This is a genomic window from Ralstonia psammae (assembly GCF_958405935.1).
GTDB lineage: Bacteria > Pseudomonadota > Gammaproteobacteria > Burkholderiales > Burkholderiaceae > Ralstonia > Ralstonia psammae.
This window is the reverse complement of sequence record NZ_CATZBU010000004.1, coordinates 295,832-313,784: the sequence shown is the minus strand read 5'-3', so window position 1 is coordinate 313,784 and position 17,953 is coordinate 295,832. Positions and strand designations below refer to the sequence as shown.

General features: G+C 64.1%; 18 protein-coding genes. 9 read left to right on the top strand and 9 right to left on the bottom strand.

Annotated features, from left to right (window positions below):
• Positions 1-5 precede the first annotated feature (5 nt).
• The 3 genes from R2N16_RS11035 to R2N16_RS11025 are packed head-to-tail and all read right to left on the bottom strand — an operon-like array spanning position 6 to position 2,100.
• Positions 6-785 (bottom strand): enoyl-CoA hydratase, encoded by a 780-nt coding sequence (locus R2N16_RS11035; protein ID WP_316665711.1) that lies wholly within the window; start codon positions 783-785, stop codon positions 6-8.
• On the bottom strand, positions 782-1,216 hold the full coding sequence (locus R2N16_RS11030) for a MarR family winged helix-turn-helix transcriptional regulator (protein WP_316665710.1): 435 nt from the start codon (positions 1,214-1,216) through the stop codon (positions 782-784). Before R2N16_RS11030 ends, R2N16_RS11035 begins: the two co-directional genes overlap by 4 nt.
• Entirely contained in the window at positions 1,213-2,100 is an 888-nt protein-coding gene (locus R2N16_RS11025; RefSeq protein WP_316665709.1) for an alpha/beta hydrolase family protein, read from the bottom strand. Before R2N16_RS11025 ends, R2N16_RS11030 begins: the two co-directional genes overlap by 4 nt.
• Before the next feature lie 117 nt (positions 2,101-2,217).
• On the opposite strand from R2N16_RS11025, the gene R2N16_RS11020 reads away from it, so the two are divergent.
• On the top strand, positions 2,218-2,574 hold the full coding sequence (locus tag R2N16_RS11020) for an ArsR/SmtB family transcription factor (RefSeq protein ID WP_316665708.1): 357 nt from the start codon (positions 2,218-2,220) through the stop codon (positions 2,572-2,574).
• On the top strand, positions 2,558-3,517 hold the full coding sequence (locus tag R2N16_RS11015) for an SRPBCC family protein (RefSeq protein WP_316665707.1): 960 nt from the start codon (positions 2,558-2,560) through the stop codon (positions 3,515-3,517). The genes R2N16_RS11020 and R2N16_RS11015 overlap by 17 nt, the downstream gene beginning before the upstream one ends.
• Here R2N16_RS11015 and R2N16_RS11010 read toward each other — a convergent pair.
• On the bottom strand, positions 3,507-3,632 hold the full coding sequence (locus R2N16_RS11010) for a hypothetical protein (RefSeq protein WP_316665706.1): 126 nt from the start codon (positions 3,630-3,632) through the stop codon (positions 3,507-3,509). The genes R2N16_RS11015 and R2N16_RS11010 overlap by 11 nt on opposite strands.
• Complete coding sequence (locus R2N16_RS11005) at positions 3,629-4,012, bottom strand: tautomerase family protein (RefSeq protein ID WP_316665705.1); 384 nt, start codon at positions 4,010-4,012, stop codon at positions 3,629-3,631. Before R2N16_RS11005 ends, R2N16_RS11010 begins: the two co-directional genes overlap by 4 nt.
• Before the next feature lie 103 nt (positions 4,013-4,115).
• On the opposite strand from R2N16_RS11005, the gene R2N16_RS11000 reads away from it, so the two are divergent.
• From R2N16_RS11000 to R2N16_RS10990, 3 genes are all read left to right on the top strand, one after another.
• Positions 4,116-4,970 carry a LysR family transcriptional regulator gene (locus tag R2N16_RS11000; RefSeq protein WP_316665704.1) on the top strand — a complete coding sequence of 285 codons (855 nt, stop codon included), beginning with the start codon at positions 4,116-4,118 and terminating at the stop codon, positions 4,968-4,970.
• Positions 4,971-5,047: 77 nt separating this feature from the next.
• Positions 5,048-5,887 carry an AraC family transcriptional regulator gene (locus R2N16_RS10995; protein WP_316665703.1) on the top strand — a complete coding sequence of 280 codons (840 nt, stop codon included), beginning with the start codon at positions 5,048-5,050 and terminating at the stop codon, positions 5,885-5,887.
• Between the two features lie 2 nt (positions 5,888-5,889).
• Positions 5,890-7,020 carry an alpha/beta hydrolase family protein gene (locus tag R2N16_RS10990; protein WP_316665702.1) on the top strand — a complete coding sequence of 377 codons (1,131 nt, stop codon included), beginning with the start codon at positions 5,890-5,892 and terminating at the stop codon, positions 7,018-7,020.
• Between the two features lie 38 nt (positions 7,021-7,058).
• On the opposite strand, the gene R2N16_RS10985 is transcribed toward R2N16_RS10990, so the two are convergent.
• The gene (locus R2N16_RS10985) at positions 7,059-8,180 is read right to left on the bottom strand and encodes a beta-ketoacyl-ACP synthase III (RefSeq protein ID WP_316665701.1); all 1,122 of its coding nucleotides are present in this window, start codon (positions 8,178-8,180) and stop codon (positions 7,059-7,061) included.
• 203 nt (positions 8,181-8,383) lie between these two features.
• On the opposite strand from R2N16_RS10985, the gene copC reads away from it, so the two are divergent.
• Positions 8,384-8,761, top strand: a complete 378-nt coding sequence (gene copC / locus R2N16_RS10980; RefSeq protein WP_428984112.1) for a copper homeostasis periplasmic binding protein CopC — start codon at positions 8,384-8,386, stop codon at positions 8,759-8,761.
• A gap of 4 nt (positions 8,762-8,765) precedes the next feature.
• On the top strand, positions 8,766-9,695 hold the full coding sequence (copD, locus tag R2N16_RS10975) for a copper homeostasis membrane protein CopD (RefSeq protein WP_316665700.1): 930 nt from the start codon (positions 8,766-8,768) through the stop codon (positions 9,693-9,695).
• A gap of 96 nt (positions 9,696-9,791) precedes the next feature.
• Here the strand turns inward: copD and R2N16_RS10970 are convergent, their stop codons facing one another.
• Positions 9,792-11,015, bottom strand: coding sequence for a M20/M25/M40 family metallo-hydrolase (locus R2N16_RS10970; protein WP_316665699.1), 1,224 nt, complete (start codon positions 11,013-11,015; stop codon positions 9,792-9,794).
• Between the two features lie 254 nt (positions 11,016-11,269).
• Here R2N16_RS10970 and R2N16_RS10965 point away from each other — a divergent pair, with 254 nt between their 5' ends.
• Positions 11,270-11,944 (top strand): histidine phosphatase family protein, encoded by a 675-nt coding sequence (locus R2N16_RS10965; RefSeq protein WP_316665698.1) that lies wholly within the window; start codon positions 11,270-11,272, stop codon positions 11,942-11,944.
• Positions 11,945-11,991: 47 nt separating this feature from the next.
• Entirely contained in the window at positions 11,992-12,756 is a 765-nt protein-coding gene (locus R2N16_RS10960) for an SDR family oxidoreductase (RefSeq protein ID WP_316665697.1), read from the top strand.
• A 1,011-nt stretch (positions 12,757-13,767) separates the two neighbouring features.
• Here the strand turns inward: R2N16_RS10960 and R2N16_RS10955 are convergent.
• Positions 13,768-15,165, bottom strand: coding sequence for a phospholipase D-like domain-containing protein (locus R2N16_RS10955; RefSeq protein ID WP_316665696.1), 1,398 nt, complete (start codon positions 15,163-15,165; stop codon positions 13,768-13,770).
• A 73-nt stretch (positions 15,166-15,238) separates the two neighbouring features.
• On the bottom strand, positions 15,239-16,174 hold the full coding sequence (locus tag R2N16_RS10950) for a hypothetical protein (RefSeq protein ID WP_316665933.1): 936 nt from the start codon (positions 16,172-16,174) through the stop codon (positions 15,239-15,241).
• Between the last annotated feature and the right edge of the window lie 1,779 nt (positions 16,175-17,953).

Below are 17,953 nucleotides of genomic sequence, written 5' to 3'. Positions count from 1 at the left end.
CGCGCTCAGTGCGCCACGGCGTTGAAATTGGGCGGCCGTCGATCGACGAACGCCCGGAAGGCTTCATGCGCCTCCGGCGACTTCAGGCGCTGCGCAAAGCAGGCGCTCTCTGCATCCATCTGCTGCTTGAGCAGCTCAGCATCGCGCATCAGGCGCTTGGTTTCGGTCAGGGCGCCGAGCGGCTGGCGCGCCAATCGCGCCGCAATCACCTGCGCCTCCGCGCCAAGTTGGTACAGCGGCACCACCCGATTCGCCAGCCCCCACGCGAGCGCCGATTCCGCGCTCACCGCGTCGCCCAGTGCGAACATCTCGAACGCGCGCACGTGGCCCAGGCGCGCGGGCATCAGCAGGCTCGATGCGGCTTCCGGCACCAGCGCCAGATTGACGAACGGCGTGGAGAGCTGCGCGTTGTCCGCCAAGAGCACGAAGTCGCAATGCAACAGCATGGTCGTGCCGATGCCGACCGCGCGACCCTGCACTGCCGCCACCAGTGGGCGCGTGGCGCGTGCCAGCGCATGCAGGAAGCGGATGACGTTGCGCTCGCCATCGCCCTTGCCGCCGGCCATGGCAGTCGATGCGAATTCGCCGATGTCGTTGCCGGCGGAGAACATGTCGCCTTCGGCGCGCAGCAATACGACGCGCACGGTGCTGTCACGCTCGGCGGCGTCCAGCGCATCGGCCAATGCGCCGTACATCGCATCGGTGATGGCGTTCTTCTTGTCGGCGCGCGCCAGGGTAAGCGTCAGCACGCCATCGGCGTTGCGGCTCTGGATGTGTTCACTCATTGCTCGTCTCCGGTGGGGAACTTGGTTTGCAGGCTGGCCAGCCAGCGTGCGACAACGTCGATCTCGGCGTCGGTAAAACCTTCGGTCAGCCGCGTGTTCAATTCGGCCAGGCCGGTGCGTGTTTCAGCCAAGGCTTCGCGGCCGGCGGGCGTGATCCAGAGTTGCCAGGCGCGGCCATCCTTGGCATCGGCGCGGCGCTCGATCAGACCGGCGTCGGCGGTGCGATCCACCAGGCCGCTCATGGCAGAGGGGCCGAGGTCCAACGCGGCGCCGGCTTCGCGCATCAACGCGCCGTCGTTCTTCTCCAGGAAGAACAGCAAGCCGGATTGCGCAGCGGTTACGCCCTCGCCGGTGCGCGTTTGAATCCAGCGCTGCAAGCGGCGTTGCCCGACGCTGATCAGGTAGACAAGGCGGCGGTCAGGTGCAGTCATGCAGCCACCGCTTCCGTACGCGTGGCCGCTGCACGCTCGCTCAACCAATCCACCAGACCTGGCCACAGCGTGGCGGCAAACTGCGAGCGGAAGAAGCCCATGTGCCCCACCGCGCCGCCCGCCTGCGCGGGCGTAATCTGCCGGCGCTCGACCCAGGTGTTCGTGAAGTGCATCGTCAACGCGTTGATGGCAGCGGGCGTGGCCCACGGGTCGTCGTCAAAGCCGTACACGAGCACCGGATGCTTCACGCGGTTGAATCGCTCGATGGCGCCGAGCGTCGGGTCATCGAAGAAGTAGCGCTGCATGCCGGCCCATGCGCCCCATTCGATGGCAACGCCGCCCGGCAGGTCTTCGCCCAGGCCCATGCGCTTGCCGGGCACGTAGCCGATCAACCGCGCCATCAATGGGCCAACGCCGCGCAGGATCAGCGCCACGCGCCAGCGTTCGCCGCGCCGGCGTATGAAACGCGCGTTGCCCGTGTGGCAGGCCACTTGCACAACGCCAGCGACATCCCAGTCTGCGCAGCACAGGCCGATGGCGTGGCCGCCCACTGAGTGCCCGACCGCCAGTTGCGGCAGCTCGGGGTAACGCGCCCTCGCCCATCGCATCACGCCTTCTGCGTCGAGCAGCGCCCAGTCGCGCATGCGCGCAGCAAAGCGGCGCAGGCTCTTGGGCCGGGATGCACCGATGCCGCGGTAGTCATACGTCACGGCATGGAAACCCCGTTCCGCTAGGAACCTGGCAAAGGCTTGATAGATGCGTTGCGGCACGCCCGTGGCCGGATGCATGACCACCACGCCCTGTGGCGTGCCGGCAGCCGTCCATAGCATGGCGCCCAGCGGGTAGCCGTCGGTGGAGGGAATGGTTTGGGGTGTGCTGTCCATTGCGTCGATTTAGTTCGCATGCAAAGTGTTTTACTTTGTATGCGAAGTAAATCGGCGTGTCAACGCTAGAAAGATAAAGTACTTGCTTAACTATTCGGAGCCACTATAGTTAGCAACATGCTTAACCATGACACCTCCCTCGATCTCGCCTTCCAGGCGCTGGCAGACGGCAATCGGCGCGCGATGCTGGTGCAGCTCGTGCGCGGGCCGGCGTCTGTGAGCGAACTCGCCCAACCACTCGATATCTCGTTGCCAGCTGTGATGCAGCACCTGTCGGTGCTGGAGAACTCCGGTCTCGTACGATCGGAAAAGGTGGGCCGCGTGCGTACTTGCCGTATCGAACCCGCCGCGCTGAGCCTCGCAGAGCAGTGGATCAACCAACGACGCCTGGAGTGGGAACAGCACTTCGACCGCCTCGGCGCCTATCTGGACACCCTGAAAACCCAAGGAGACCTGCATGACGACGACCATTGAAAGCCCCGCCGGCACGACCCTGCGCCCCCTCGTGATCTCACGCAACTTTCCCGTATCCCGCGACTGGGTCTTCAAGGCCTGGAGCACCGCCGAGCACATCAAGCGCTGGTTCTGCCCGACGCACTACACGGTGCCCGACGCGACAGTGGAGTTTCGCGTGGGCGGCAAGTTCGATGTGTGCATGCGCTCGCCCGAGGGGCAAGACCACTGGTCGCGCGGCCACTTTCTTGAGATCGTGCCCAATGCGCGCCTCGTTATCGACATGAACGTCGTTGACGGCGACAACCGCCCGCTGATGAACGCGCACACCGTCGTTACCTTTACCGAAGAATGCGGTGGCACGCGCATGGAAGTCACGCAGACCCACACGCCGCTCGCCCCGATTGCCGAGATGATGATCAAGGGCGCACCCGAAGGCTGGAAGCAAACGCTGGACAAGCTGGAACGCGAAGCCGCACGCGTGCCGCTGGCCGATGGCATCCAGCGCTCGGTCGTGCATGCAACCTTTACCGTGGAGCGCACGTACGACGCGCCGCGCTCACGCGTGTTCAAGGCGCTGACCGACCCGGCCGCCAAGGCCAAGTGGTTTGCCGGCGGCAACGGCTACACCCTGCTCGTGCGTGAAATGGATGCCACGCCCGGCGGCCGTGAAGTCGTCAAGGGCCGGTGGGACAGCGGTGTCGTGTCCAGCTTCGAGGCCCTGTACCACGACGTCATCCCCAACGAGCGCGTCGTCTATTCGTACGTGATGCACCTGGATGACCGGAAGATCTCCGCCTCGCTCGCCACGCTGGAACTGCGCGATCCCAAGGACGGCTCTGGCGGCACGCACCTCGTCATGACCGAGCAAGGGGCCTTCCTCGATGGCTACGACGATTCCGGATCGCGCGAGCGCGGTACGCAGTTCCTGTTGGACATGCTGGGCAATTCGCTCAAGGACTGAGCATCTGCAATACGTCGCGCGCGACGGTCGCCACAGTGACCGCCGCGCCGACGATGAGTAACATCCCCCACAACAGGCCGGCCACATAGGCGAACAGGATCTGGCGCGGGGTCATTTCGCGTACTGCGCTACGCCGTTGCCGAACGACCAGTTCTCGGGCAGCACCTCCACCAGATTGATGAACACGTCTTCTGGCCGTACGCCGGGCTTGTCGCTCAGCAGCTCGACGATGCGGCGATAGAGCGCCTGCTTCTGTTCGAGGTTGCGCGTGTTGTTGGCGGTGATCTGGATGATCACAACGTCGTCGCTACGCGCGATGCCGAGGTAGTTCGGGCTGACGCTGAAGGTACTGGCGTCGTACTCGGTAACCGTCATGAAGCGATCGTCTTCCGGCACGTTGAACGTCTCGCGCAGGGCGCGGTAGACGCCGTCGAAAATGGCCTGGTGATAAGCAGCCGGCTTGCCGCGCCGCAGTGACACCTGAACGAGGGGCATGGTGAACTCCGTGGTTTGCAGTGACCACAGCATGCCTTACGTTGATCATTTAAAAAATACATCCTACGATATTTCAATCATTCGATTTCAAAATGATTGAACCATGAGAATGCTCGACCTGGAGGCCGTCCAGGCCTTCGTGCTGACCGCCGATCTGAAGAGCTTCACGCGCGCGGCAGAGGCCATGGATTCCACGCAATCCACCGTGAGCCTGAAGATCAAGCGGCTGGAAGATACGCTGGGCCGCCGCCTGCTGGAACGCACGCCGCGCCTGGTGCGGCTGTCGCAAGATGGTGCAGCGTTCCTCGCGGCGGCGCGCGAGCTGGTCGCCGCACACGAAGGCGCGCTCGGCTCGTTTGGCGTGGAACGGCGGCGGTTGTCGGTCGGCATGAGCCACCACATCGTCGGGGCCGACCTGCCGCGCCTGCTGCGTCAGATGGGGCGGGCCGAACCGGCGCTCACGCTGGAAATCCGCATCGACAGCTCGCGTGAAATCCTCGATGCATTTGAGCGCGGCCTGCTGGATGCCGCAGTCGTGCTGCGCCACGACACCCGACGCACGGACGGCGAAGTCCTCATGGATGAGCCTTTCGGCTGGATGGCCGCGCCCGACTTTGAACACCGCAGCGGCGAGCCGCTCTACCTGGCTACCCAGGCCGAGCCGTGCCGCGTGCGCGAGATGGCGGTGACCGTGCTGGATGCGGCGGGCATTGCGTGGCAGGAAGTCTTCGTCGGCGGGGGGGTGGGCACCATCGGCGCTGCCGTTGCGGCCGGCCTGGCCGTCGCCGCACTGAGCCGTCGCGTGGCGCCGCCGGGCACCATCGACGTAGGCGAAACACTCGGCCTGCCGCCGCTGCCGCCGCGTAGCGTGGTGCTGCATTCGCGGCTCGCTGATCCAGTCGCAAAGAAGGCGCTGCGCACGTTCGCCTCCACCTTGCGGGCAATGGGCGGACGATAGCGCCCCCCCCTCCGACCCGCACATTTTGCGCAATCGCTGCACCGCGCACAGCCTGCAGGGCGACTATTCTTTGGCGCATGAAGCCCCGCACCGAACACGACTACTACCGCCGCATCGCCCGCGTGATCGAAGCGATCCTGGCCGACCCTGCCGCCCCGCACACCCTGCAGAGCCTGGCGGCGGTGGCGCACCTGTCGCCATTTCACTTTCACCGCATCTACCGGGCACTCACCGGCGAAGGCGTGTTCGAGACTGTCCAGCGCATGCGGCTGGCGCAGGCCGCCCAGCGTTTGAGCGGCGCGGAAGACTCCGTCACCGATGTCGCCCTCAACGTCGGCTATGGCAGCCCGCAAGCATTCGCCCGCGCCTTCCGCGAGTTCACCGGCGTGAGCCCGCGCGCGTTCCAAACCCGGCAACAGGCGCTGAGCGTGCACAGCACCGATGCCGCAGAGCTGCCACCGATCGAGCTGATCGAACAGCCGCCGCTGCACGCGCTCTGCCTGCGCCACGAAGGGCCGATCGCAACCATCCGCCAGACCTTCGTCATGCTGCGGCAGTTGCTCGGCATCGACCCGGAATCTGCGGATGCGCCCGACCGTATTGGCGTCTGCTATGGCGATCCGGAAACGCCTGGCTCGTTCGAATACTTCGCGGGCGTCATCCTCGATGCGCCGCGCGCCATGACCGGCCGCCTGCAGCCGATGCGCATCGAAGCCGGCCTCTACGCTTGCCACCGGCTGATCGGCCCCTACGCGCTGATCGCGCCCACCATGCAGGCGCTCTACGGCGGCTGCCTCCCGAGCTACGGCTTCGAGCCGGACGACCGGCCGGCGCTTGAGTTGTATCGCAGCCCCGGGCGACACCACCCGCCGCGTGCCTGCGTGACCGATCTGATGATTCCCATCTGCAAGGAGTAACGATGTTGCGTCGTAGCGTTACCGCCGCGCTGGCGGCCTTTACCATGGGCGCCGCATCTGCAGCTTCGCCCGCTTCTGTCGATTCCGCGGCCGAGCCGGCTGCTCCGTACCACGTGGGTGAAACCAATCGAGCGTTCCACCCGCAGGCTGAGCGTAATTGGCGCGGGGCGCGCACGCAGGCGCTCATCACCAACGTCTGGTATCCGGTGGAGGTTTCTGTGCCGGAGGTTTCGCACAACATCGATGCGCCGGGCCGGTCGCCGTTCCGCATGCAGGCCTCTGCGAGCGAAGCAGCGGTCGCGTCAACGCATGCGCAGTATCCGCTGTTACTGCTTTCACACGGCACCGGCGGCACGGCGGCAAGCCTCGACTGGATGGCCGCTGCACTGGCTGCGCACGGCTACATCGTCGCGGGCGTGAACCACCCGGGCAACACCGCCCTGGAGCCGCTCACGCGCGACGGCTTCATGCTGTGGTGGGAACGCGCGACCGATATGAGCGAAGTGCTGGATGGCGTTCTCGCCGATCCGGTTTTGGGCGCCCATGTGGATCGCACGCGCATCGGCGCGGTGGGCTTTTCACTGGGGGGCTATACCGTGCTGGAACTGGCTGGCGCGCGCACCGACTTCCTGGCCTTCATGGCGTTCTGCGGCTCACCCAGCGCCGATGCGATCTGCCATCCGCCAGAGATGGCCCGCGCACAGATCAACCCCGCCGCCGACACAACGCGGACACCGCAGACGGAAGCGTCCCTCGCCCGCTCCGGCGCGTCCTACCGTGATGCGCGAATCAAGGCCGTCTTTGCGATGGCGCCTGCACTGGGCATGGCGATGGACGCCACGTCGCTTGGCAACATCGCCATACCGGTCTCGCTGATGGCCGGAGATGCGGATGTCACCGTGCCCATCGACACCAACATACGCCGTGTCGCCAAGCTGTTGCCCAAGGCGGATCTGCTGCTCGTGCCTGGCGCGTCGCACTACACGCTCATGGATACCTGCCTGCCCGGCGGCGCAGCCCAGGTGCCGCTGCTGTGCAATGACAACCCCGGCGTGGATCGTGATGCGGTGCATGCCCGGGCCGTGCGCCGGGCGCTGGATTTTTTCGGGGCGACGCTACCGGGTCAAACCTGAGCGGCGCGCGCAAGTGGATGCGGGTCGTTGGGGGTCGGCTACAGCTTCTGCACCGCTACGCTGCCGATCGAATAGCCCGCACCAAACGAGCAGATCATGCCCAGGTCGCCCGGCTTGAGGTCAGCACGGTGACGATGGAATGCAATGATGGAACCCGCTGATGCGGTGTTGGCGAACTCATCCAGAATGACGGGCGCCTCGTCCGCCGACGCATCGTGCCCCAGCAGGCGCTTGCCGATCAGCTGGTTCATCGCCAGGTTCGCCTGATGCAGCCAGAAGCGGCGCACGTCGGCCGGCGCATGGCCCAGTTGGTGCAGATGGCCGGCAATGTGCTCGGCGGCCATCGGGCAGACTTCCTTGAAGACCTTTCGGCCTTCCTGGTGGAAGAGCTGATCGCGGTCTTCCGGGTTGCGGTCTTCGCTGCGCGAGAGGTAGCCGGCGTTGTTGCGGATATTGTTGGAAAAGCGCGTCGCGCATTGGGTGCCGAGCACACGCCAGGCGTCGGCCGAGCGGGTGTCTTCCGCGCGCTCGACCAGCACGGCCGTGCACACGTCGCCAAAGATGAAGTGGCAGTCGCGGTCTTTCCAATCGAGGTGGCCGGAGGTGATCTCGGGGCTCACCACCAGCGCGGCGCGCGCTGTGCCGCTGCGCACGGCGTTGATGGCCTGCTCCAGGCCGAAGGTGGCCGACGAGCATGCGACGTTCATGTCGAACGCATAACCGCCCGCGCCGATGCCGTTCTGAATCTCGACGCCCAGTGCCGGATACGGGCGCTGGAAGTTGGACGTTGCGCAGATCAGCATGTCGACGTCGGCGGCATCGCGGCCGGCAGCGGCCAATGCTTCGCGTGCGGCGGCCACGCCAATCTCGGCTTGCAGCGACAGCGCATCATCCGGGCGCGGCGTCAGATGCGGGCGCATGCGCGTCGGGTCCAGCACGCCGGCCTTGTCGATCACGTAGCGCTGGCGAATGCCCGAAGCCTTCTCGATAAACTCCGCCGACGACTCCGCCAGCGCAGCCAGCTCGCCCGCGGCAATCGCCGCTGCGTGCTGTGCGTTGTAGCGCTGCGCGTAGGCGTTGTAGGAGGCGACCAGCTCTTCGTTGGTGATGACCTCGGGCGCGACCCACAGGCCCGTGCCGCTGATGACGACGTCGTGCATACCCGGAATGTGTTCATTTTTCGTGGCGGCGACGATAGCACATCGGCCCAGCAATGCGGGTTGCGGCATGTGGTCGTTTACATATAGTCCGGCCTTGCGTTGCCGCGCGCACATGGGCAGGCGGGCGCGTCCCCAGTCAGCGCCCGAGCGCAAAACAATGCGTTACGCTAGCCGCCTGCCCCGAACTTCGCAGGAAATCTTGCATGCCTATGCTCAGCCCTTCCCGAATCGCCCAAGCGTGTGTGGCCGTGGGTGCCGCCCTCGCCGCCTCGCTGGCGCTGGCCCATCCGAAGCTGCTCTCGGCCAATCCCGCCGACCAATCCGTTGGCCCTGCGCCGGCCCAGATTGCGCTCCATTTCTCGGAAAAACTGGTCGCCCAGTTCTGCGACGCCACGCTGGTCACGACGGCGGCATCCGGAACGACAAATGTCGCCGCCAAGGTCGGCACCAGCAGCGACGGGCGGACACTGACCGTATCGCCCACGCAGCCGCTCGCGCCCGGGGCGTATCGCGTTGACTGGCATGTTGTGGCCGCAGACACGCACCGCGTGGCCGGCAACCTTACGTTCAAGGTCAAGTAACGCAATGCCGGAGGACTGGCTGGCCGTCAGCCTGCGCTTTGCGCTGTATCTGGATTTGATGGTGCTCTTTGGCGTATCGCTCTTCAGCGTTTATGGGCTGGGCACAGCCGACCGATCGTCGGCCATCTCACGTTTGTATGGCGGGGTGGCCGAGGGATCGGCGTTGGCCGGCATCATGCTGTCGATCTGGAACGTGGTGACGATGGCCGAGTCGATGACCGGCGCCACCCGCTACGGCCAACTGACCAGCCACGTCTTCAATATGATCCTGACAGGCACCGCCGTCGGCGCGGCGTGGCTGGTGCGCGTGGCGGCGCTTACGTCGGGCCTGCTCATGGCAATCGCATGGCGCCGAGGTGCACGCCACCAACCGATCAGGCTTGCGGCGTCTGGCGCCATTGCCCTGGCAACACTGGCATGGGCCGGACACGGCGCCATGGACGATGGCTTGCGCGGCGCGCTCCATCTGGCCGCCGACATTGTGCATCTGCTGGCGGCTGGCATGTGGGTGGGTGCGCTGGTCGCCTTCGTGTTGCTGTCGTCTGCCGAACGGGCCAGCACGCCGGATACGGTGCAAACGCTCAGCCGCGCCGCCAGCGGCTTCGCGACCATCGGCACGTGCATCGTGGGGATGTTGATCGCCACGGGCGTCGTCAACTACGTGCTTGTCGCAGGCACATCGTTCGACGCACTCTTCACCACGCCGTATGGATGGTTGCTGCTCGGCAAGCTCGCGCTGTTTGTGTTGATGCTCGCGTTGGCTGCAGGCAATCGCTATCGATTGAGCCCTCGGCTTGCGGCCGCGATCCGCGCGGGCGACTCCACACGCGCGGTCAAGGCACTGCACAACAGCCTGCGGGCGGAAACCTGTCTTGCCATGCTGATCCTGGCGCTCGTGGCATGGCTTGGCATGCTTTCGCCCCTGCCTGCTTAGTGGCCGTAGTGGCCGTAGTGGCCGCGCGGGCAGCAAAACAAAACGGGTGACAGCACCGCTCTGTCACCCGTTCATTGCGTACCACCGGCACGCAGCTTACTTGCTCGAAGCAAGCTCCATGATCATGCGCGACAGCAGATACAGACGCGGCACGACGCTCTCCACTTCCGCGTATTCGTCCGGCGTGTGAATGCCGCCGCCGACGATCCCGAAGCCATCGAGCGTGGGCGTGCCGACACCGGCCGACAGGCTGGAATCGGCCGCGCCGCCGCTGCCTTCAAGCGTGAGCTTGCGCCCGATCTCGCCGTAGATGGCTTGCGCCTTGGCGGCAAGCTGGTCCGACGCGGCATTGCGCGGCATCGGGGGGAAGCCGCGCACCAGCGAGGTCTTCACGTCCGTATCAGGGATCAGCTTGTTGGCGGACACCCGCGTGAGGTCGCGCTCCACCCGGTCGAACTCTTCCGGCACGGCCACGCGCACGTCTGCGTAAGCCGTTGCATGGTCGGGGATGACGTTGGTTGCATCGCCCGCCTTGAGCACCGTGACGTTGAAAGTCGTCTGCTTGGTGCTGTCGCCCAGCTTGCCGAGCTGCAGCACCTGGTGCGCCAGTTCGGTCGCGGCGTTGCGACCCGATTCGGGTGCGACGCCGGCGTGCGCGGCCTTGCCTTTGATGCCGATCTCCGCCGTGCCGCTGCCCTTGCGCCACACGACCAGCCCATCGGCGGGCCGGCCCGGCTCCAGGTTGAGCGTCACGTCATGTTGTTTGGCCTCGCGCTCGATCAACGCGCGCGTGCCCTTGGAGCCGGTTTCCTCGTTGGTGTTGAGCAGCAGCGTGACTTGCCCGTATTGCTTGAAGTCGAGCTGCTGCAGGATCTTCATCGCGTACAAGCCCGCCACCACGCCGCCCTTGTCGTCCATCACGCCGGGGCCGTAGGCGCGCTTGTCCTTGATGGTGAACGGTTTGGCGCGGGCGGTGCCGTCCTTGAAAACGGTGTCCATGTGGGCCATCAGCAGGATGCGCGTCTTGCCCGTGCCCTTCCATGTGGCGAGGATGTTGTTGCCCACGGCGGGCGATGCGGACACCGTTTCCACCTGGGCGCCGGCCTTGCGCAGTTCGCCGGTGACGATGGTGCCCATCTGGCTGAGCCCAGCTTCGTTGCCCGTTCCCGAATCGATGTTCACCAAGCGCTCAAGCAATTGCAGCGCATCGCCACGGTAGCCCTCGGCAGCGGACAGCACCTTGGGATTGGCATCGGCAGCGCAGGACAAACCTGAGGCACACAGCAGCAGCGCAGCAACGGCAAGGCGGGACGGTTTCATGTGGGACCTTTGTAGCGGAGTGGCAAAACGGCCATTACACACAAGATCGGTGCGGCGCGGGCGGCCATGTTGCGCAAGGAGCACGGGTGTCACCCGCAGCTTGTCCTTGGGGGCAAGTCATGCAGTGGCGCCGTGGAGGGGCCCGGTAGCGGCCAGACTATTTACGCCATGCATTACCGGTCATTCAAAGAATAAATTTCACAAATAATGCACGCGCCGCTAATCTGATCCCCCTTTGATTTGGCGAGCAGGCGATGGCGGAGCTTTATCTCGTACGGCATGGACAAGCCTCGTTTGGCGCCGCAGATTACGATCGGCTCTCCGAACGCGGCGAGCAGCAGAGCGTCTGGCTCGGTGAATATTTCGCGCGGCAAGACATCGTTTTTGATCGCGTCATCTGCGGCACATTGCGCCGCCATGGCCAGACCGTTGACGGCATCCTGCGCGGCATGGGCATTTCGGGCACCGCGCACGAGCAGCATGCCGGGCTGAACGAATACGACTTCCAGGGGCTGTTTGCCGCGCTGGGCGAAGATTTTCCGGCGCTAACGCAACTGGCGTCGGGCTCGATGCGCGACCACTACCGGGCGCTCAAGCAGGTGCTGCATCTGTGGTCGGAGGGCAAGATCCGCGGGCCGCTGCCCGAGACCTGGGCGACGTTCCAGCAGCGCGTGGCCGATGCACGCACGGCCATCCAGGCCGGCGGCGGACAGCGTGTGCTGGCGGTCAGCTCGGGCGGTCCCATCGCCGTCACGGCGCAACAGGTGCTGGCCGCCCCACCCACCAGCGCCATCGCGCTGAACCTGCAGATCCGCAACAGCAGCGTCTCGCAGTATTTCTTCAACGCCCAATCGTTCCAGTTGGCCACCTTCAACGGCATCCCGCATCTGGACGAGCCCGCGCGGCGCGCATTCCAGACATACGGCTGAACGCCCAGGCGTACGCCTACAACACACCACCATTGGAGGAGCACACCATGAGCACGAACCTGTTCGACCTGACCGGAAAGATCGCCCTGGTGACCGGCGCCAGCCGCGGCATTGGCGAGGAGATTGCCAAGCTGCTTGCAGAACAAGGCGCGCACGTGATCGTGTCCAGCCGCAAGCTGGCGGATTGCGAAGTCGTGGCGGAGCGCATCCGCGCGGCAGGCGGCAAGGCCGAAGCGCTCGCCTGCCACGTCGGCCGCATGGAAGACATTGCGGCGGCGTTCGACACCATCCGCCGCACGCACGGCCGGCTCGACATCCTCATCAATAACGCGGCGGCAAACCCGCACTTCGGCCACATCCTCGACACGGACCTGGCAGCCTATGAGAAGACCGTGGAGGTGAACATCCGGGGCTACTTCTTCATGTCGGTCGAAGCCGGCAAGATGATGAAGGCGCAGGGCGGCGGCGCGATCGTCAATACCGCGTCGGTCAACGCGCTGCACCCGGGCGACAAACAGGGCATCTACTCCATCACCAAGGCCGCCGTGGCGCATATGACGCGCGCGTTCGCCAAGGAATGTGGGCCGTTCGGCATTCGCGTGAATGCGCTGCTCCCGGGCCTGACCAAGACCAAGTTCGCAGGCGCCCTCTTTGAAGACAAGGCCACCTACGACCGCTGGATCAGCGAGATCCCACTGCGCCGTCACGCCGAGCCGCGCGAGATGGCCGGCACGGTGCTCTACCTGGTGTCTGACGCAGCAAGCTACACCAACGGCGAGTGCATCGTCGTCGACGGCGGCATGACGGTCTGACGCCGGCCCCGCCGCTCGTCTCCAGCCAAGTCGGCCCCGGGTTCGACGCGACCCAACTGGTGATGATGGGGCGGCTCACGTTTGGTGGGCATCGCTGATGACTTTGGAGACGAACACCTCCGTCAGGCGATCGTCGACGCAGCTGAGGCTGACGAAACCGTTGGCATCCCCGGATCGTTCAAAGTTAAGCGAACCACACGTTCAAGATTGGCCGGGCAACTTCGCCGGGCAGGTCCATCCACCAGGATCCACCGGTCCGATGCCGGCGGGTGCACGTTGATGCCATCCGAACTATCCGCAAAACATGCCCGTTAGCGTACCGACGATGAGATCGCCCTCCTCTAGCGTTACGGGTGAGGCGGTCCGTTATTCCTAAGCCCTCCAAGGTCACGAAGACACGAAAGCAGCGGTTGCCAATCTTGTTGTCTGAAGATGCCTGAGTCCCTTGCCTGCTGCAGCTCGATATCGGTTGCGCGTGATCCGCCTGGAAAATTGCCTGCAATTCCGTGGGCGGTTCAAGTCAGCAAAGGGGAAGTAATCATCATGAAATATTCGAATCTGATTTTCGCAGCGCTGATGGCACTCGCCACGATGGCGTGCACCGGCCCGGCCGGACCGCAAGGTGCGACCGGCAACACTGGCAATACCGGGTACACCGGACCCATGGGACGTGTTGGGGCGACAGGCGGGACTGGCGCAACCGGAGACACCGGTGCAATGGGATACACCGGGGCAACCGGTGATACGGGTGCGACCGGCAATACCGGCGCAAAGGGCAACACCGGCAGTACCGGCGCCCGGGGCGTCGCAGCAGACGGCACCGTGATCATCGTCCCACGTTGAATGCCGCAGAGCCCGTCTTGGCGTGGGCTCAACGATCCCGACGCCCGCGCCACGTCACGCCCGATGCAGGGCGATCGTGAATGGGTGCGCTCAAACTCTTCTGGCGTTTGGCCCGGACATACTGCGGGCCACGGTGTTCCTTGCGCCCGCAGTGGTCGCTCTGCTCGGCTAAAGAAGGCGTCCCCACAATCGGGCGGTCCATTCTTTCATGCGCAGCAGCAGGGATCGTTGCTTCCAGCTGACTTGCTCGATCTCGTCGGATGTCGCCATGTCCTTCGCAAACGCAGCTTCCATTTGCCGTGCGAACGCCTGCCCTAGCATCACGGCGTTGATCTCGTCGTTGTCCAGCGCGCTGCGCCAATCCAGGTTGCTGGAGCCAACGCACGACCAGACGCCATCCACGATCGCAGTTTTGGCGTGCAGCAGAGCACCTCGGCGCTCGTAGATCTTCACGCCTGCCACCAACAGATCTTCGTAATGCGAGCGGCCCGCATAAAACGCGGATGCCGAATCGGAGTGGCCAGGCAGAATCAGCCGGACGTCCACTCCGCGCTTGGCTGCCTCGACCAGCGCCTTCACGAGTTGCGGATCGGGGACAAAGTAGGCGTTGGTGAGGTACACATACTTTTCGGAATTGCTGATCGCCGCGATGAGCATCAGGTAGATAAGACTGAACGCATCATTCGGCGTACTGCCGACTGCGCGAACGATCTCCGTGCCCTGGGGCGACAGATCGGGAAAGTAGTTTCGCGGGTCCAGTGGCTTGCCATGCTGTGTGCTCCAGGTTTGCATGAAGAGCTTCTGAAACTCAGCGACGACCGGGCCGCTGATTCGCACGTCCGTGTCGCGCCACCCGAGCACTGCATCAGCCTTGTCTGATGCTCCAGACCGCCGCCGAAAGGAGGAGCCGCTCGAATAGACGCCGCTGATGTTGATACCGCCAAGAAACGCCGTGCGCCCATCGACGATCAAGAGCTTGCGGTGATCTCGATGGCCAAGCGCCCAGGGTCTAAACCTCGTCAGCGGATTCACCGGATTGAATTCCAGAACATGCACACCGGCTGCCCGCAGGCGATCGAAGTACGCGTTGGTAGTGTGGAGCGCGCCCACGCTGTCGTAGATCAGGTTCACCTGGACACCACGCGACTGCTGGGCGATCAGCAAATCTGCGAATTGCTGCCCGACTTCGCTGTCGTCGATGCCGTAGGTTTCCAGGTTGATATGGTCTTTCGCCGCGGTCATGGCAGCGAACATGGCGCGGTAGGTCGCGGGGCCATCTTGCAACAGGCTGACCTCATTGCCGACCATGAGTGGGCCGCCGCCGATGTCTTGCTCAAGTGCGATCTGCTTGTCCAGAAGCGCGGTATCGCCGGCATTGCGCTTGAGGTTGGCGACGATGGCAGCACTGTGCTTCGCCGATAGCGGGCCCCACGCGCTTCCAAATCGCGCGGCATGGGTGGCATAGCGCTCGCTCAGGAACTGCGTGTCGGGCAGGCTTGTGCAACCGGCCGTGATCGAGAGGGAGCAGGCTGCCACCGCAACCTGCTTGAGCAAGCGAATCATCATCGATTCCTAGGAAACGCGAGAGAGTCCACTCCACGGGCACCGCAGCGCAGATCGCTTCCGTTCGATTCACCCACTACGGCGTGGTCCGTTGCCGCCGGTATTCGTCATATTTCATCTGCATATAGGGCTGCCGCTCCATTTCATGCAACTGCCGCGGATATTGCTCGCTGGCGTTGAACCAGTTGCTCAGACTTTGTTCCAGTCGCTTGTCTGGCGGGCTCGACTGCGCGCCGAGGTACGCATCGACAGCCAAGTAGTAGCGCATGGTGTTGCGCTCCATGAGGCCGCGCGCTCCGCTGACGTATTCTTCTTGCGCGGCCGACGGATCAGCAATGTTGGTAAAGCCAACCTTACCGCGACCGAATGTCGCCAGATAGGCTTTCATCGCAAGGCGCCCGATCATGTCGTAGCTGTAGGCATAGGTCAGATGCAAGAACGTACGGTCGCCGCCGAGCGACACCGCTTCCAGCACGATCCGGTAATCCCGCGTGTTCAACGGTCCGCTGTCGGCGTGCAGCTTGACCTGCAGGTATCCCGGGCTGGCGTTCGTTGCGTCGTAATCGAACTGCACCAGGTAAGTGGACGCGAGGTTTTCAGCGACCGGCTTCCGGCTGATGTTGACGATCAGTGTGTTTCCGTTGCCACCGCCGGACACACGGCAATGCTTGATGTTGGGGTGCAGCATCAACGCATCGCACCAGTTCACTGGCCCCTGCAACGGATCATTGAAGGTGCCGTTGACGGTCGCGAAGGGGTAGTCCATCACCGCGTAGATTTCGCCCTTGACCACGGATCGCGACTCTTGCGAATCGAGATACAGCTGCCGATGAAACGCGTTGCGGTCGAACCGTGGAATCAGGCGCTGGTATGTCTCCCGCATGCGGGCGGCGTCGTCTGCCCCTTGCGCTGCGAGACCTTGGTGTAGCCAACAGCACGCCGCCAGAATGGTGAGCACGCGTCCGCGATTGCGCGGCGGGTGGCTGACTGGGCTTCTGACAGGTGAGCGCATCATCGTGCTCCAGCTCGTGTTTTTCGGGAGGCAAACGTATCTTCCGTCTTCACGACTGATGCATGGCATTGGGCAGAGCGGTATGCACGCGGCTATCGTGACCCGGCTCATTCATTCTAGGGCGCCCGTGGCGAGGCCAGACACCGCCACTTCATCGGATCTTTTAGCGCAGCCGGCAAGCAGCGCATCCACTGCTCGTTAACATCGGTTGTTCCGTCCATTCCGAAGACATTGAGCTGTTCAAGGCTATTCCAGAAAAGCCGAACGGGCGTGCTTGGCACAGCAGCATCGTCTAAATTCCGCAGTCCTCGGTATTAATCTCTACTACGCTCCCCAATGCGTATCTCGGATGCCCCCCTATACTAAAAAGATGGTGCTTCCACGTCAGATCGATGGAGATCTGGCAATTGATCGCCGCACTTTCGCTCCACAACGGCATAGCGTTCGCGCGCCTCTTGCACCTCCCAGTCCTTGCCGGCCTGATCTCGATATGGCTGCGGCTGTATCGGGTAGGAGAATCGAAAATGCGCTCCCTGCTCTTTGCCTTGTCAATACTGCTTTGCCCACTGACTTTGGCTCACGCCGAAGTTAGCGTCAGCATTGGCATTAACTTGCCGGGGTATCCGGAACTTGTCCCTGTTCCAGGCTACCCCGTCTACTACGCGCCTCGCGCGCAGACGAACTACTTCTTTTACGACGGGCTGTACTGGGTGTACGAAGAAGACAACTGGTATGCAAGCAACTGGTACAACGGGCCATGGGAATTTGTCAGGCCGGAGGAAGTGCCGCTGTTCGTGCTCCGCATTCCAGTGCGCTACTACCGGAAGCCGCCTGTGTATTTTCGTGGGTGGAATGGCAACGCGCCGCCACACTGGGGAGAACATTGGGGCCGCAACTGGGAAGAGCGTCGCGGTGGATGGGACCAGTGGGACCGTCGGTCCGTGCCACCTCCAGCGCCGTTACCGGATTACCAGCGCCGGTATTCTGGAGACCGCTATCCTCGCGCGCCAGAGCAACAGAACTTGATTCGCTCCGAGAACTACCGCTACCAGCCGCGCGAGAGCGTAACGCAGCAGCACTTTGGCGGACAGGGTAATAGCCCAGGCGCCGCACGCCCCGCACCGCAACCGCAGGCGCCTGAGCCAAGGCGGTCGCTGAATCAACGCGAGGATGCGTTCCCCGGTCAGCGGCGGCAGCCTGAGCGGCCCACCCAACCCGAGTTCGGGCAACCCGCGCAACGGATGCCTTCACCCCAACCAATGCAGCCTCCGCCGACACGACCGTCGCAGGAGGCAATGCCGGAACGTACTCAACCGCACGGTAACGCAGCAGGTAGTCCGCGCCCCGAGCCGCAACGAGAGGCGACCGGTCAGCAACGATTGCCGGATCAGCAGCGCATGCAACCAGATCGGCCACAGCAGCCACAGCAGCCGGCACGGTCACAAAACCGGCAACCCGGGCAGCAGCCTCCCGCGCAAACGACACGTGAGCAGCGCTCCGAACCACCACCTTCGCAGACAGAAGGGCGTGAACAGCGTGGGGAGAGAAGGAACGAGGAACGCGGTCAGAGCGACCGCTAGTTGCAGGACATACGCGTGGCGCAGCGCGTCATTGCGCCGCGTCACCGTGCGTCGAAAAGGCATGCCTGATGGTGGCATCTCCAATCTTGACGCGCTTGATACTCAGTATGCAGGCGCTGCCGGCCCTCGCCCTAGCCGCGCCTTGCGTCTATGCCCCCGTCTTTGTCCCCCCTCTTTGTCCCCCTTTCGTCATCGCTGA

Excerpts from the sequence above, each read along its gene's own strand:
- R2N16_RS11030 (WP_316665710.1), bottom strand. The coding sequence starts at position 1,216 with ATGACTGCACCTGACCGCCGCCTTGTCTACCTGATCAGCGTCGGGCAA.
- R2N16_RS10985 (WP_316665701.1), bottom strand. The coding sequence starts at position 8,180 with ATGCACGACGTCGTCATCAGCGGCACGGGCCTGTGGGTCGCGCCCGAG.
- R2N16_RS11000 (WP_316665704.1), top strand. The coding sequence starts at position 4,116 with ATGAGAATGCTCGACCTGGAGGCCGTCCAGGCCTTCGTGCTGACCGCC.
- R2N16_RS10970 (WP_316665699.1), bottom strand. The coding sequence starts at position 11,015 with ATGAAACCGTCCCGCCTTGCCGTTGCTGCGCTGCTGCTGTGTGCCTCA.
- R2N16_RS10995 (WP_316665703.1), top strand. The coding sequence starts at position 5,048 with ATGAAGCCCCGCACCGAACACGACTACTACCGCCGCATCGCCCGCGTG.
- R2N16_RS10955 (WP_316665696.1), bottom strand. The coding sequence starts at position 15,165 with ATGATGATTCGCTTGCTCAAGCAGGTTGCGGTGGCAGCCTGCTCCCTC.
- R2N16_RS10950 (WP_316665933.1), bottom strand. The coding sequence starts at position 16,174 with ATGCGCTCACCTGTCAGAAGCCCAGTCAGCCACCCGCCGCGCAATCGC.
- R2N16_RS11035 (WP_316665711.1), bottom strand. The coding sequence starts at position 785 with ATGAGTGAACACATCCAGAGCCGCAACGCCGATGGCGTGCTGACGCTT.
- R2N16_RS10965 (WP_316665698.1), top strand. The coding sequence starts at position 11,270 with ATGGCGGAGCTTTATCTCGTACGGCATGGACAAGCCTCGTTTGGCGCC.
- copC (WP_428984112.1), top strand. The coding sequence starts at position 8,384 with ATGCCTATGCTCAGCCCTTCCCGAATCGCCCAAGCGTGTGTGGCCGTG.
- R2N16_RS11010 (WP_316665706.1), bottom strand. The coding sequence starts at position 3,632 with ATGACCCCGCGCCAGATCCTGTTCGCCTATGTGGCCGGCCTGTTGTGG.
- copD (WP_316665700.1), top strand. The coding sequence starts at position 8,766 with ATGCCGGAGGACTGGCTGGCCGTCAGCCTGCGCTTTGCGCTGTATCTG.
- R2N16_RS10990 (WP_316665702.1), top strand. The coding sequence starts at position 5,890 with ATGTTGCGTCGTAGCGTTACCGCCGCGCTGGCGGCCTTTACCATGGGC.
- R2N16_RS11025 (WP_316665709.1), bottom strand. The coding sequence starts at position 2,100 with ATGGACAGCACACCCCAAACCATTCCCTCCACCGACGGCTACCCGCTG.
- R2N16_RS11020 (WP_316665708.1), top strand. The coding sequence starts at position 2,218 with ATGCTTAACCATGACACCTCCCTCGATCTCGCCTTCCAGGCGCTGGCA.
- R2N16_RS11015 (WP_316665707.1), top strand. The coding sequence starts at position 2,558 with ATGACGACGACCATTGAAAGCCCCGCCGGCACGACCCTGCGCCCCCTC.
- R2N16_RS10960 (WP_316665697.1), top strand. The coding sequence starts at position 11,992 with ATGAGCACGAACCTGTTCGACCTGACCGGAAAGATCGCCCTGGTGACC.
- R2N16_RS11005 (WP_316665705.1), bottom strand. The coding sequence starts at position 4,012 with ATGCCCCTCGTTCAGGTGTCACTGCGGCGCGGCAAGCCGGCTGCTTAT.